Origin of the sequence: Rathayibacter sp. AY1C1, from assembly GCF_002932105.1 — a bacterium.
Classification (GTDB): Bacteria; Actinomycetota; Actinomycetes; order Actinomycetales; family Microbacteriaceae; genus Rathayibacter.
Genome location: NZ_PSWH01000007.1, coordinates 93,075 through 106,615 on the forward strand (window position 1 = coordinate 93,075; position 13,541 = coordinate 106,615).

Below are 13,541 nucleotides of genomic sequence, written 5' to 3' on the forward strand. Positions count from 1 at the left end.
GGTCCGCGGCGCGCGGCGCGGAGTCAGGCGGAGGAGGAGCGGCGCGCGATCGTCACGCGCGTCGAGTACGGCATCGCGACGGTCCCGCTCCCGCCCGACTCCTCGTCCACCACGGCGTCGACCGCCGCGAGGACCGCGGCGCGCTCCTCGTCGGGCATCGCGATGACGGAGCTGCGGGACGCGAACATGTCCCGCACCCCGGCTCGGTCCAGCTCGAAGGACCACTCGAAGGCCGCGAACGCCACCCGCTCGAGAGCGGAGCCGAGCGGCGGCCGGAGCGTCTCGAAGCGCTCGGCGGTGGAGGCTCCGGCGACCTCGCCGAGCCGGCGCACCCAGGGGACCGACTCGTCGCGGATGTTCCACACCAGCGCGAGCACGCCCTCCGGCACCAGGACGCGGGCGACTTCGGCTCCCGCGCGCTCGGCGTCGACCCAGTGCCACGACTGCGCGGCGGTGACGAGCTCCGCGGAGGCGTCCGCGGCGGGGATCGCCTCGGCCGTCCCCTCCTCGGGGCGGACCCCCGGCAGATTCGAGGCGAGCCGCGCGAGCATCTCCGCGTCGGGCTCGACCGCGGTCACGGCGAGGCCGCGGGACGCAAGCGACGCGGTGAACTTGCCCGTTCCCGCGCCGAGGTCCACGGCGCGCAGCCGATCGGAGGCGTCGGCTCCCGCCGCGCGGGCCCGCTCCGGGACGAAGGCGCCCGCCACCCGCGCGGGGGCGTGCCCCACGATCCAGTCGACGGCGTCGTCGGGGTAGCCGGGCCGCCCGCGGTCGTAGGCGTCGACCGCGCTGCCGAAGGAGCGTCCGAGGCCGCTCATCGCTTCTCCGCCGCTCGCGCGAGCACGTCCACCGCGTAGCCGTAGCCGGCGATGCCCGCGCCGACGATCACGGCGATCGCGACGTCCGAGAGGTAGGAGTGCTGCCGGAACGGCTCGCGCCGGTGCACGTTGCTCACGTGCACCTCGACCATCGGCAGCTCGGTCGCGAGGACGGCGTCGCGGATCGCGATCGACGTGTGCGTGTACGCCCCGGCGTTGAGCACCACTCCCGAGACGGAGCCGCGAGCCGCGTGCAGCCGGTCGACGATCGCGCCCTCCGAGCTGCTCTGGAAGGTCTCGACCGTGAAGCCGTGCCGCTCGGCCGCCTCCGCCGCCAGCGCCTCGGCGTCGGCGAGGGTGTCCGAGCCGTAGAGCTCGGGCTCGCGGGTGCCGAGCAGGTTCAGGTTCGGGCCGTTGAGGACGAGGATCGGCAGCTTCACGCTCCGACCCTAGCGCCGGCCGTCCCCGCGAGCGGGAGCGGCGGCAGCGCCGCGCGCAGGAGGATCAGCTCGCGCGCATGGGCGTCCAGATGCCGGTCCTCCTCGGTCCGCAGCTCGAGAGGCGGGACCGGCTCGGCCGCCCCGTCGGCGCCCCGCACCACGAAGACGCTCCGGCACTGCGTGGTCAGCTCCAGCTCGCCGGTCCGCGGGTCCCCGGAGCGCACGTGCACCGCCAAGTGCATGCTCCGGGCGCTCGTGTGGATGAGGCGCGCCTCCACCTCGACGAGATGCCCGATGCGCACCGGACGGTAGAAGTGGATCCCCCCGGAGTAGACGGCCACAGAGTCGCGGCCGGTCCAGCGCTGCGCGACCGCGTCGGCCGCCTCGTCGATCCAGCGCATCACGATCCCGCCGTGGGCGTTGCCGCCCCAGTTGACGTCTCCCGGTGCCGCGAGGAAGCGGAACACGATCCGCGGACCGGTGCCCTCCTCGGTGTACTCCTGGGCGCGCATCACGTCGTGCAGCCTCCGGCGGCCCTCGATGCGCGCGGCGGCGCCCTCGGCGAGGGACAGGTCCTCGATCGAGCGGGGCCGCCACTCCGGGACCGACCGCGGCCTCTTCTCGTCGTCGACGGCCACGAACACGAGGAGGCAGTGCGTGGCGTCCTCGTAGAGGCCGGTCCGCGGATCCGCCTGCGCGACCTGCACCAGCACGTGCATGCTCGTGCGCCCGGTGTGGATGACGCGGGCGGTCGCCTCGATCAGGTTGCCGACCGAGATGGGCCGGGTGAAGTGGACGTTGCCGACGTACGCCGTCACGCAGTAGCCGCCGCTCCAGCCCACGGCGCAGGCGTAGCCGGCCTTGTCGATCCATTCGAGGACGCGGCCGGCCTGGGCGCTGCGGCCGTCGGCGGTGGCGTCCTGCGGGGCGGCGAGGAAGCGGAGCGTGATGCGGTCGGTCATGGTGCCCGTCGTCGTGGGAGCGGAAGGGGGGAGTGGACCCGCGGGGGTGCGAGGAAAGGGGGATGATCCGCCCGCGGGCCACAGGGGTGTCCGGCCGGAGCCGGCTCGGTCAGGGGGATCAGGCCGCCAGCGGCAGCTTCTCGGCGAGGAGCCGGAGCCGCAGGGCCTGGAGCTCGGCGGTCAGCTCGGGCGGCAGCCGGTCGCCGAACCGCGTGAAGAACTCCTCCGTGAGCGCGCACTCCTCCAGCCACGCCTCCACCGGGACGGAGAACAGCTCCTCCTTCTGGGCCGCGGAGAGCAGCAGTCCGTGCGTGTCGATCGCGAGCGGCAGGTCGCCGAGGGGGCTTCGCCGCGCCTCCGCCAGCCCCTCGAGGCGGCGGACGAGCCACTGCAGCACCCGCGCGTTCTCGCCGAAGCCGGGCCAGAGGAACTCGCCGTCCGCGTCCTTCCGGAACCAGTTGACCTGGAACACCGCCGGCGCCGCATCGCCGAGCTCAGCGCCGATCGCGAGCCAGTGCGCGAAGTAGTCGGCCATGTTGTAGCCGCAGAAGGGGAGCATCGCGAACGGATCGCGGCGCAGCTCCCCGACCGTGCCCTCCGCGGCCGCGGTCTTCTCGGAGGCGACGGTCGCACCCAGGAAGACGCCGTGCTGCCACGAGGTGGCCTGCGTGACCAGCGGGACGTTGCTCGCCCGTCGGCCACCGAAGACGATCGCGTCCAGCGGCACGCCCTCGTGGGCGTCCCAGTCGGCGGAGAGCGACGGGCACTGCGCGGCCGGCGCGGTGAAGCGGGAGTTGGGGTGCGCGGCGGGCGTGCCGGACGCCGGCGTCCACGGGTGCCCGCGCCAGTCGGTCAGCCGCTCCGGGACCTCGTCGGTCAGGCCCTCCCACCACACGTCGCCGTCCTCGCGGAGCGCGACGTTGGTGAAGATCGTGTTGCCCCAGAGCGTCTGCACGGCGTTCGGGTTCGAGGTCTCCCCGGTGCCGGGAGCGACGCCGAAGAAGCCCGTCTCGGGGTTCATCGCCCAGAGGCGTCCATCCTCCCCGCGGCGCATCCAGGTGATGTCGTCGCCCAGCGTCTCGACCCGCCAGCCGGGGATCGCGGGCTGCATCATCGCGAGGTTGGTCTTGCCGCACGCGCTCGGGAAGGCGGCGGCGACGTGGTAGCGCCGTCCCTCAGGCGAGACGATGCGGATCAGCAGCATGTGCTCGGCGAGCCAGCCCTCCTCGCGCCCCATCGCCGAGGCGATCCGCAGGGCGAAGCACTTCTTCGCCAGCAGGGCGTTGCCGCCGTAGCCGGAGCCGTACGAGACGATCTCGCGCGTCTCCGGGAACTGGGTGATGTACTTCACGGGGCTGCACGGCCAGGCGACGTCCTCGCGGGTGACGCCGTCCGCGTCGCGGAGGGGCAGCCCCACGGTGTGCACGCCGCGGACGAACGGGGTCTCCTCGGTGAAGGCGGCGAGCGGCTCGGAGCCCACGCGCGCCATGATCCGCAGGTTCAGCACCGCGTAGGCCGAGTCGGTGACCTGGACGCCCAGCTGCGAGAGCGGACCGCCGACGGGCCCCATCGAGAACGGGACGACGTACATCGTCCGTCCGCGCATCGCTCCGTCGAGGAGGGGAGCGAGCTCGGCCCTCATCGCGGCGGGCTCGCGCCAGTTGTTGGTCGGTCCCGCGTCGGCCTCGTCGGTCGTGCAGATGAAGGTGCGGTCCTCGACCCGGGCGACGTCGTCCGGGTCGGTGCGGGCCAGGAACGAGCCGGGCCGCCACTCCGGATTGAGCGGGAGGAGCGTGCCGGAGGCGACGAGCCGCTCGGTCAGGCGGTACCACTCCGCGGGGGAGCCGTCGCTCCACTCGATCGCGTCGGGCTGGAGGATCGCGGCGGTCTCGCGCACCCAGCGGCGGAGGGCGAGGGGCGCCCGCGGCACGACGGGCGCGGGGACGGACGTCGGCGCGGTCATGGTGCTCGGCTCGAGTCGGACGGTGTTGCTGTAGATGCTCATGCTGGCTCCGCTTTCGGTGGTCGTCGTCGACGGGGGTGGGGAGTCGCCGGCCGCAGCCGGGAAGAGGCCGGCCGGGCCGGGAGGGGCGCTCAGTGGCGCCTGAAGCCAGGATGGAGGAGGATCAGGAGGTATTCCCGGCGCTCAGGCGGTCAAGAAACCGCCTTTTTGCGCTTCCGTCACAACCGACCGCTGGAGCTCGCCGTGACCGATCCCTCGACACCCGCCCCGGGCTCCGACGCCGTGCTGCTCGGGCAGCGCCTGCGCCACTTCCGCACCCGGCGCGGACTGACCCTCGGGCAGCTCGCCGAGCGCGTCGACGTGTCGGGGAGCCAGCTCTCGCTGATCGAGACGGGCCGCCGCGAGCCGCGCCTCTCCCTCCTGCAGCGTCTCGCGGCCGCGCTCGGCGTCGAGCTGGCGGCGCTGCTCTCGGACGAGCCGCCGAGCGAGCGGGCCGCGCTGGAGATCGAGCTGGCGCGGGTGCAGAAGGGGTCGCTGTACCGCTCGCTCGGCCTGCCCGAGTTCAAGGTCAACAAGGGGCTGAGCACGCCCGTGCTGGAGGCGTTCCTCGGCGTCTACCGCGAGCTCGCCCGTCGCCGGAGCGAGGCGAGCGCCACGCCGGAGGAGGCACGCCGGGCCAACACCGCCCAGCGGCTCCAGCTGCGCGAGCGCAGCTCCTACCTGCCCGAGATCGAGGAGGTGGCGGGCGAGATGCTCCGCACCGTCGGGCACCGCGGAGGAGCACTGACCCACAGCTCCGTCTCGAAGATGGCCCGGCACCTCGGCTTCGAGATCATCCACGTCGGCGACCTGCCGCACTCCGCCCGCTCGGTGATCGACCTCGCGAACGGCAGGATCTACCTCCCGCCCGCCTCGATCCCCGGGGGGCACGGCCTGCGGGCGCTGGCGCTGCAGGCGATGGCGCACCGCCTCCTCGGGCACGAGCGGCCGGTGACCTACGCCGACTTCCTCCGCCAGCGCCTCGAGATCAACTACTTCGCCGCCGCGTGCCTGATGCCGCTGGAGCCGGCGGTCGCGTTCCTCCAGGAGGCGAAGCGCGAGCGGGACATCTCGGTGGAGGACTTCCGTGACGGCTTCGGCGTCACCCACGAGGCCGCCGCCCTGCGCTTCACGAACCTGCTCACCTCGCACCTCGACATCCGGATGCACTTCCTGCGGGTGCTGGGAGACGGCTCGATCCAGAAGGCCTACGAGAACGACGGGCTGCCGCTGCCGACCGACGTCACCGGGGCCGTCGAGGGCCAGGTGGTCTGCCGCTACTGGTCGGCGCGCTCCGCGTTCACCCGGACCAACCGGACGACGGAGTACTACCAGTACGTCGACACCCCGGCGGGGACCTTCTGGTCGGCGTCGCAGACCGGCACGACCGCCACCGAGGAGTTCTCGATCACCGTGGGCGTCCCGTTCGCCGAGGCCCGCTTCTTCCGAGGCCGCGACACCGACCGCCGCGAGCTCTCCCGCTGCCCCGACGAGTCCTGCTGCCGACGCGCCCCGTCGGAGCTCGCCGCGCGCTGGGACGGCAACGCCTGGCCGAGCGCGCGCCTGCACGCGCACGTGCTCGCGCCGCTGCCGTCGGGGACCTTCCCCGGCATCGACGACGCCGAGGTCTACGAGTTCCTCGACGCGCACGCTCGCGAGTCCTGACCGCTCCTGCGAGACGCCGCTCCGGTGCGCCTGGGTCGGCGTGCCGCGTGCCCGAGCGCGTCCCGCGGAAGGGCGGGAGGCGTCAGTCCGAGATGAGGGCGCGGGCCGTTCCCTCGTCGAGGATGAGGTCGGTGATGAGGCCGGCCGCCAGGGCGCCGCGCAGGCCCGGCAGCTTCGAGGCGCCCGACACGACGCAGATCCGGCGCGACGCGCGGCGCACCGTGGAGAGGTCCGGACCGCTTGCACGTTCGTTCATGGGGATGTCGTCCCAGCTGCCGTCGGACCGGTAGAACACCGTCGCGACGTCGCCGACGACCCCGGAGCCGCTGAGCGAGGTGAAGTCGCTCGGCTCCAGGTAGCCGCCGATGTAGACCTTCGAGGGGACCGCCGCGAACGGCGACCCGAGCCCGAACAGCGCCACGTCCATCCGCTGCTGCAGCTCCAGGACCCGTCGGGTGGAGCGCTCGCGCCACACCGCCTGCTTGGTGGTCGGGTCGTCGAAGAACGCCGGCACCGGGAACTGCTGGACCTTCGCCGCGTAGGCGTCACCGAAGCGGCGGAGGATCTCGCTCGAGTAGTTGATGCCCGTGGTCTCGGTGTTGCCGGCGCCGTTCAGCTGCACGATCTGCGTGTTGTGCGTCTCCTTGGCGATCAGGTGGCGGCTGATCGCGCTCATCGTGGAGCCCCAGGCGATGCCGACGATCATGTTCGAGTCGATGAACTGCCCGAGGATCCTCGCTGCGGACAGGGCGACCCGCTCGAGCCGGTCGATCTCGCTGGTGTGGTCCGGCACCGGCACGATGTGCGCCGTGATGTCGAAGTGGGACCGCACCTCGGCCGAGAGGGCGCTCGCCCGGTCGAGGGGGGAGCGGATCTGGATGTCGACCAGGCCGGTCGCGCGGGCGTGCGAGAGCAGGCGCGAGACGGAGGAGCGCGACGTGTGCAGCTCGTGCGCGATCGCGTCCATCGTCAGATCCTGCATGTAGTACAGCTGGGCCGCACGCAGCGCGTCCCGCGTCTTGTCGGGATGGGTCGCGTGGGTCGTCTCGTCGAGTTCGACGACCGGTCTCACCGGGGTCATAGCGCTCCCTGCACGGATTTCCACCCGTCTTGACCGGATGTGTTGTCGGGTCAAGGATGGCTGTATTCCTCCGCGAAATCAATCGGTCATCTCCCCGGTGCACGCTGGTGCGGAGGCCTCGACGACACCCCTACGACACGAAGGCGAGTACGAAGTGGCACAGTCCGACGGAACTCCCGGAAACTCCGCTCTGCGCGAGAGCGTCGCTGCTCTCCGCGACAACCCCCGCGCCACGGTCCTGGTCATCGGCGGTGGCATCAACGGCATCGGGACCTTCCGCGAGCTCGCGCTCAACGGCGTCGACGTCGCCCTCGTCGAGCGCGGCGACTACGTCTCCGGTGCCTCGAGCGCCTCGAGCCACATGATCCACGGTGGCATCCGCTACCTCGAGAACGGCGAGTTCCGACTCGTCAACGAGGGCGTGCACGAGCGCAACGGCCTGCTGAAGATCGCTCCCCATTACGTGAAGCCGCTGCAGACGACGATCCCGATCTACTCGACGTTCTCGGGCATCCTCGCGGCTCCGCTGCGCTTCCTGACCCACAAGTCGGGCAAGCCGCAGGAGCGCGGCGCGCTGCTGATCAAGGTCGGCCTCACGATGTACGACTTCTTCTCCCGCGACGGCGGCACGGTGCCGCGCCACCAGTTCCACGGACGCAAGCGCTCGCTGAACGAGCTCCCCAAGCTCGACCCGAAGATCAAGTACACCGCCACCTACTTCGACGCCTCCGTGCACGAGCCCGAGCGCCTCGCGCTCGACGTGCTCCACGACGCGCTGATCGGCGGCAGGAAGGCCCGCGCGGCCAACTACGTCGAGGCCGTCGGCGCCGACGAGAAGGGTGTCGTCCTCCGCGACCGCGAGTCCGGCGAGGAGTTCACCTTCGCGGCGGACGTCGTCGTCAACGTCTCCGGACCGTGGACCGACTTCACCAACACGGCCCTCGGCACGACCACGAAATTCATGGGCGGCACGAAGGGCTCGCACATCGTGCTCGACAACCCCGAGCTGGTCGAGGCCTGCGAGGGACGCGAGATGTTCTTCGAGCACAGCGACGGACGCATCGTCCTCATCTACCCGCTCAAGGGCCGCGTGATGGTCGGCACGACCGACATCGACGCCGACCCCACGAAGCCGGCGGTGTGCACGGAGGAGGAGATCGACTACTTCTTCGAGCTCGTCAACCACGTCTTCCCGGCCATCCGCGTGGACCGCTCGCAGATCGTCTTCAAGTTCTCCGGCATCCGCCCGCTGCCCCGCCACGACGACGAGGCCCCGGGCTTCGTCTCCCGCGACTACCGCATCGAGCCCTCGACGCTCCCCGGCAACGGCTCGCCCGTGCTCAGCCTGGTCGGCGGCAAGTGGACGACGTTCCGCGCCCTGTCGGAGCACCTCTCGAACGAGGTCTTCAAGCGGATCGGCGTGACCCGTCGCGTCTCCACCGTGAAGACCCCCATCGGAGGCGGCAAGGGCTTCCCGCGCACCGACGCGTCCCGCGCGCAGTGGATCAGCCAGCACCGCTCCGGGCTCTCCTCGGCCCGCACGGGCCAGCTGCTCGAGCGCTACGGTACCCGCGCGCAGGAGGTCATCGAGGCCCTGGCCGACGGACACGACGAGGCGCTCGACTTCGACAAGGACTTCACCACCGGTGAGATCCGCTACCTCGCCCAGCGCGAGAGCGTGGTGCACCTCATCGACCTGGTGATGCGCCGCACCAACCACGCCTTCACGGGCGGCCTGAGCCGCGAGCTCCTCGAGGAGCTCGCCGAGCACACGGGCGCCGTGCTGGGCTGGGACGACGCCGCCCGCGCGTCGGAGGTCGACGCGACCATCGCGCACCTCAAGGATTACAACGGCGTCGACGTCGGGGGCACCTCGGTGCAGACCCCGACGGCCGTGCCCGCCTCCTGATCGGCGATCAGGCGCGGATCGACGGAAGCCCCGGACCGAGGACCACCTCGACCGGGGCTTCCGTCGTGACAACGCACAAACGTGCACGCGCCGTTCCTTGTCGCTAGGACAGGGCGCCGATAACTTCACACCGTCGGGCATCGAAGCCCGCCGCGGACGCCTGTGCGCGTCCGTCTTACGATAAGGAAAAGGTCAACGTGGACAATCTCGGAGTGGTCTTCCTCGCCGAAGTCGTGGGAACGGCCATGCTCGTGCTCCTCGGCTGCGGTGTCGTCGCCAACGTCGCGCTCGTGAAGAGCAAGGGTCTCAACGGCGGAACCCTCATGGTCAACATCGGCTGGGGCTTCGCGGTCTTCGCCGGTGTGATCGTCTCGTACAACTCGGGGGCGCACCTCAACCCCGCGGTCACCCTGGGCCTCGTCGCGAGCGGAGCGACCGAGTTCGGATCCGGCGTGCCCGTCAATATCGTCTCGATCCTCGTCTACATCCTCGCTCAGATGATCGGTGCGATCCTCGGTGCCGTCTTCTGCTGGCTCGCCTACAAGCAGCACTTCGACGAGGAGCCCGACGCGGCGAACAAGCTCGGCGTCTTCTCGACCGGCCCGGCGATCCGCTCGTACGGCTGGAACTTCGTCACCGAGGTCATCGGCACCTTCGTCCTCGTCTTCGTCGTCATCGGCTTCGGCGGCGGACGTCAGGGCGACGGCGGTCTGGCCGCGCTCGGCGCGCTGCCCGTCGCCATCCTGGTGATCGCGATCGGCGCCTCCCTCGGCGGCCCGACCGGCTACGCCATCAACCCCGCCCGCGACCTCGGCCCCCGCATCGCGCACGCTCTCCTGCCGATCAAGGGCAAGGGCTCGAGCGACTGGAGCTACGCCTGGGTGCCCGTCGCCGGCCCGATCGTCGGTGGAGTGCTCGCGGGCCTCGCCTCGCTCGTGCTGCTCCCGGTCCTCTAGACCGCCGCGCTTCCTTTCACCCCCGTTACGAAGGAGTAATCATTCATGGCTGACTACGTCATCGCTATCGACCAGGGGACCACGTCGTCCCGCGCGATCATCTTCGACAAGAAGGGATCGATCGTCTCCACCGGCCAGAAGGAGCACGAGCAGATCTTCCCGCGCGCCGGCTGGGTCGAGCACGACCCGATCGAGATCTGGAACAACGTCCGCGAGGTGATCGGCCAGGCTCTCTCCCGTGCCGACCTGACCCGCCACGACATCGCCTCCGTCGGCATCACCAACCAGCGCGAGACCGCTGTCGTCTGGGACAGGACGACCGGCAAGCCGGTCTACAACGCCATCGTCTGGCAGGACACCCGCACCCAGTCGATCGTCGACCGCCTCGCGGGCGACGAGGGCGCTGACCGCTTCAAGTCGATCGTGGGCCTCCCGCTCGCGACCTACTTCTCCGGCACCAAGATCGTCTGGATCCTCGAGAACGTCGAGGGTGCTCGCGAGAAGGCCGAGGCGGGCGACCTGATCTTCGGCACGACGGACACCTGGGTCCTCTGGAACCTGACCGGCGGCATCGACGGCGGCGTCCACAAGACCGACGTCACCAACGCCTCCCGCACCCTGTTCCTCGACCTCGAGACCCTCGAGTGGCGCGACGACATCCTCGAGGCCTTCGGGGTCCCGAAGTCGATGCTCCCCGAGGTCTGCTCCTCCTCCGAGGTCTACGGCCACGTCGAGTCGTCGTCGCTGCTGCGCGAGGTCCCGATCGCCGGCATCCTCGGCGACCAGCAGGCCGCGACCTTCGGCCAGGCGGCGTTCGACCCGGGCGAGGCGAAGAACACCTACGGCACCGGCAACTTCCTGATCTTCAACACGGGCACCGAGATCGTCCACTCGAAGAACGGTCTGCTCACCACCATCGGCTACAAGCTCGGCGACGGCGAGGTGCACTACGCGCTCGAGGGCTCGATCGCGGTCTCCGGCTCGCTGATCCAGTGGCTGCGCGACAACCTGGGCCTCATCGGCTCGGCCCCCGAGGTCGAGGCGCTGGCCGCCACCGTCGAGGACAACGGAGGCGCGTACTTCGTCCCCGCCTTCTCGGGTCTGTTCGCCCCCTACTGGCGCTCCGACGCCCGCGGAGCCCTCGTCGGCCTCACCCGCTACGTCAACAAGGGCCACATCGCCCGCGCCGCGCTCGAGGCGACCGCCTTCCAGACCCGCGAGGTCCTGGACGCGGTCAACGCCGACTCCGGCGTCCCCCTGCAGGAGCTCAAGGTCGACGGCGGAATGATCGCCAACAACCTGCTCATGCAGTTCCAGGCCGACATCCTCGGCGTCCCGGTCGTCCGACCGGTCGTCGCGGAGACCACCGCGCTCGGAGCGGCCTACGCGGCCGGTCTCGCGGTCGGCTTCTGGGAGAACCTCGACGACCTGCGCCGGAACTGGCAGGAGGACTCGCGCTGGACCCCGCAGATGGACCAGGACGAGGCCGCCCGCCAGTACCGCCTCTGGAAGAAGGCCGTCACCAAGACCTTCGACTGGATCGACGAGGACGTGCAGTAGTTTTCTCCGCGGCAGTCCCTGCCTGCCGCGGCGCGGTCGGCTCATCGAGGTGGTCGCGTCTCGGGGAGCGGGTCGCGTCCGGCTAGGGGACGACGCTGACACGCGTCCTCCCCGTTCGCCTTGCGCAACGAGCGGATGGCGTGAGTCCGTTCACGGTGAAGCGCCCTGTCCGACCCTCGGGTCGGGTGGGGCGCTTCGTCGTTCCGACGACGGTGCAACGGGAATCGCAACGGGGTGGTTCGGGGACACCCATGCTGGTCGAGTGGTCGCCGCAGACGGCTCATCGAGACCCGGCAATTCGGACCTGCATGCTGGTCGCTTAGTCGCTGCAGGCGGCTTATCGAGACCAGACCCGGGCGGGGCCTCAGTCCGCCGACAGCCCGAGCTGCGCGTCCAGCTCGTCCAGGGAAGCGATCCGGCGCACGCCCAGCTCGACCGCCTCGGGCGGCAGCTCGCGGCCGTGCTCGGGACCGCCGACGCGGTCGAGCCAGACGCCGCGCAGGCCCGCAGCGGCCGCTCCGACGGCGTCGGTGCCGAGCCGGTCGCCGACGTAGAGGGCCTCCTCCGGAGAGACCCCGAACCGCTCGCAGGCGATCGCGAAGATCCGCGCGTCCGGCTTGGCGACGCCGACGTCGCCGGAGGCGATCACGTGCTCGAAGCGACCGGAGAGGCCCGTGCGCTCGATCTTCCCCCGCTGGAAGTCGAGCACGCCGTTGGTGATGACGCCGAGGCGGACTCCGGCGGCGTCGAGCCGGTCGAGGACGGGCAGCGCGTCGTCGTGGAGGGTCCAGGCGGCGACGTAGTGCTCGAGGTACCCGCGGAACCAGGAGCTCGCCTCCTCGGGAGTCAGCCCGACTCCGGCCTCCGCGGCGAAGTCCGTGGCGCGCGCCCGGCGCTGGCCCTCGTAGTCGAGCTCGCCCGCGAGGTAGCGGTGGTAGTGCTCCTCCTCGAGCAGGTGCCAGCGGCGCTGCACGTCGGCCGGCTCGCCGGCGTAGGCGGCGCCGAGCGAGGCGGCGTACGCGACGATCCCCTCCCGCACAGCGCGGGCATGGGCGAAGAGGGTGTCGTCGAGGTCGAAGAGCGCGAGCCGCAGCACGGCCGCCTCAGCGGACGCGGCGGAGGAGGCCGACGGAGTCGTAGACGGCGGCGAGCGTGCGCTCCGCGGTCTCGGACGCGCGGTCGGCGGCGAGGGAGAGGACCCGGTCGAGCTCGGCCGGGTCGGCGAGCAGCTCCGCGGTCCGCGCGCGGATCGGGTCGAAGGTGGCGGCGACCACCTCGACGAGGCCCTTCTTGAGGTCCCCGTAGCCGCGGCCCGCGTACTCCTGCTCCAGCGACTCGACGGAGCGGTCGGCGAGGACCGAGTAGATCGTCAGCAGGTTCGAGACGCCGGGCTTCGCCGCCCGGTCGAAGCGCACCTCCGACTCGGTGTCCGTCACGGCGCGCATGATCTTCTTCGCGGTCGCCTTCGGCTCGTCGAGCACGCTGAGCAGGCCCGCATCCGACTCCGCCGACTTTGACATCTTGGCGCCCGGGTTCTGCAGGTCGAAGATCTTCGCGGTCTCGCGCACGATGTGGGGCTCCGGCACGGCGAAGGTCTCGCCGAAGCGCGAGTTGAAGCGCGCGGCGAGATCGCGGGTGAGCTCCAGGTGCTGGCGCTGGTCCTCGCCGACCGGCACCGCGTCCGTCTGGTACAGCAGGATGTCGGCCGCCATCAGGATCGGGTAGGTGAACAGGCCCACCGAGGCGGCCTCAGCGCCCTGCTTCGCCGACTTGTCCTTGAACTGCGTCATCCGGCTGGCCTCGCCGAAGCCGGTCAGGGTGTTGAGGACCCAGGCGAGCTCGGCGTGAGCGGGCACATGGGACTGGATGAAGAGGGTCGAGCGCGCGGGGTCGATGCCCGCGGCGATGTACTGCGCGGCGGTCGCGCGGGTGCGCTCGCGGAGCTGCTGCGGGTCCTGCGGGACCGTGATCGCGTGCAGGTCGACGACGCAGAAGTAGGCGTCGAAGTCCTCCTGCATCGCGACCCACTGGGTCAGCGCGCCGATGTAGTTGCCGAGGTGCAGCGACCCGGAGGAGGGCTGCATGCCGGAGAAGATGACGGGCTTGGCGCCCGGGGTGCTGGGAGTCATGGGTGGCCTCGAGGGGTCG

General features: G+C 71.2%; 11 protein-coding genes. 4 read left to right on the forward strand and 7 right to left on the reverse strand.

Features of this window, described 5'->3' with window-relative positions; genetic code table 11:
* Nucleotides 1–23 precede the first annotated feature (23 nt).
* From C5C71_RS05370 to C5C71_RS05385, 4 genes are all read right to left on the reverse strand, one after another.
* On the reverse strand, nt 24–818 hold the full coding sequence (locus C5C71_RS05370) for a class I SAM-dependent methyltransferase (protein ID WP_104337272.1): 795 nt from the start codon (nt 816–818) through the stop codon (nt 24–26).
* Nucleotides 815–1,258 (reverse strand): type II 3-dehydroquinate dehydratase, encoded by a 444-nt coding sequence (gene aroQ, locus C5C71_RS05375; protein WP_104238317.1) that lies wholly within the window; start codon nt 1,256–1,258, stop codon nt 815–817. The genes C5C71_RS05370 and aroQ overlap by 4 nt, the downstream gene beginning before the upstream one ends.
* On the reverse strand, nt 1,255–2,220 hold the full coding sequence (locus C5C71_RS05380; RefSeq protein ID WP_104249470.1) for an acyl-CoA thioesterase: 966 nt from the start codon (nt 2,218–2,220) through the stop codon (nt 1,255–1,257). Before C5C71_RS05380 ends, aroQ begins: the two co-directional genes overlap by 4 nt.
* A 118-nt stretch (nt 2,221–2,338) precedes the next feature.
* On the reverse strand, nt 2,339–4,225 hold the full coding sequence (locus C5C71_RS05385) for a phosphoenolpyruvate carboxykinase (GTP) (protein WP_374954286.1): 1,887 nt from the start codon (nt 4,223–4,225) through the stop codon (nt 2,339–2,341).
* A 201-nt stretch (nt 4,226–4,426) separates the two neighbouring features.
* On the opposite strand from C5C71_RS05385, the gene C5C71_RS05390 reads away from it, so the two are divergent.
* A complete protein-coding gene (locus C5C71_RS05390) occupies nt 4,427–5,887 on the forward strand; it encodes a helix-turn-helix domain-containing protein (RefSeq protein WP_104223199.1) in 1,461 nt (486 codons plus the stop codon).
* An 82-nt stretch (nt 5,888–5,969) separates the two neighbouring features.
* On the opposite strand, the gene C5C71_RS05395 is transcribed toward C5C71_RS05390, so the two are convergent.
* Nucleotides 5,970–6,968, reverse strand: a complete 999-nt coding sequence (locus tag C5C71_RS05395; RefSeq protein ID WP_104223198.1) for a sugar-binding transcriptional regulator — start codon at nt 6,966–6,968, stop codon at nt 5,970–5,972.
* A gap of 154 nt (nt 6,969–7,122) precedes the next feature.
* Here C5C71_RS05395 and C5C71_RS05400 point away from each other — a divergent pair, with 154 nt between their 5' ends.
* From C5C71_RS05400 to glpK, 3 genes are all read left to right on the forward strand, one after another.
* Nucleotides 7,123–8,877: a glycerol-3-phosphate dehydrogenase/oxidase gene (locus C5C71_RS05400; RefSeq protein ID WP_258068654.1), complete on the forward strand. Its 1,755-nt coding sequence runs from the start codon at nt 7,123–7,125 to the stop codon at nt 8,875–8,877.
* A 245-nt stretch (nt 8,878–9,122) separates the two neighbouring features.
* On the forward strand, nt 9,123–9,833 hold the full coding sequence (locus tag C5C71_RS05405; protein WP_374952909.1) for an MIP/aquaporin family protein: 711 nt from the start codon (nt 9,123–9,125) through the stop codon (nt 9,831–9,833).
* Nucleotides 9,834–9,878: 45 nt separating this feature from the next.
* On the forward strand, nt 9,879–11,393 hold the full coding sequence (gene glpK, locus C5C71_RS05410; protein ID WP_104337274.1) for a glycerol kinase GlpK: 1,515 nt from the start codon (nt 9,879–9,881) through the stop codon (nt 11,391–11,393).
* Nucleotides 11,394–11,757: 364 nt separating this feature from the next.
* Here glpK and C5C71_RS05415 read toward each other — a convergent pair whose 3' ends face one another.
* Together C5C71_RS05415 and trpS are read right to left on the reverse strand one after the other, a co-directional pair.
* On the reverse strand, nt 11,758–12,489 hold the full coding sequence (locus C5C71_RS05415) for an HAD family hydrolase (protein ID WP_104337275.1): 732 nt from the start codon (nt 12,487–12,489) through the stop codon (nt 11,758–11,760).
* Nucleotides 12,490–12,496: 7 nt separating this feature from the next.
* A complete protein-coding gene (gene trpS / locus C5C71_RS05420) occupies nt 12,497–13,522 on the reverse strand; it encodes a tryptophan--tRNA ligase (protein ID WP_104232840.1) in 1,026 nt (341 codons plus the stop codon).
* Between the last annotated feature and the right edge of the window lie 19 nt (nt 13,523–13,541).

Excerpts from the sequence above, each read along its gene's own strand:
- C5C71_RS05380 (WP_104249470.1), bottom strand. The coding sequence starts at position 2,220 with ATGACCGACCGCATCACGCTCCGCTTCCTCGCCGCCCCGCAGGACGCC.
- trpS (WP_104232840.1), bottom strand. The coding sequence starts at position 13,522 with ATGACTCCCAGCACCCCGGGCGCCAAGCCCGTCATCTTCTCCGGCATG.
- C5C71_RS05370 (WP_104337272.1), bottom strand. The coding sequence starts at position 818 with ATGAGCGGCCTCGGACGCTCCTTCGGCAGCGCGGTCGACGCCTACGAC.
- glpK (WP_104337274.1), top strand. The coding sequence starts at position 9,879 with ATGGCTGACTACGTCATCGCTATCGACCAGGGGACCACGTCGTCCCGC.
- C5C71_RS05395 (WP_104223198.1), bottom strand. The coding sequence starts at position 6,968 with ATGACCCCGGTGAGACCGGTCGTCGAACTCGACGAGACGACCCACGCG.
- C5C71_RS05385 (WP_374954286.1), bottom strand. The coding sequence starts at position 4,225 with ATGAGCATCTACAGCAACACCGTCCGACTCGAGCCGAGCACCATGACC.
- C5C71_RS05405 (WP_374952909.1), top strand. The coding sequence starts at position 9,123 with ATGCTCGTGCTCCTCGGCTGCGGTGTCGTCGCCAACGTCGCGCTCGTG.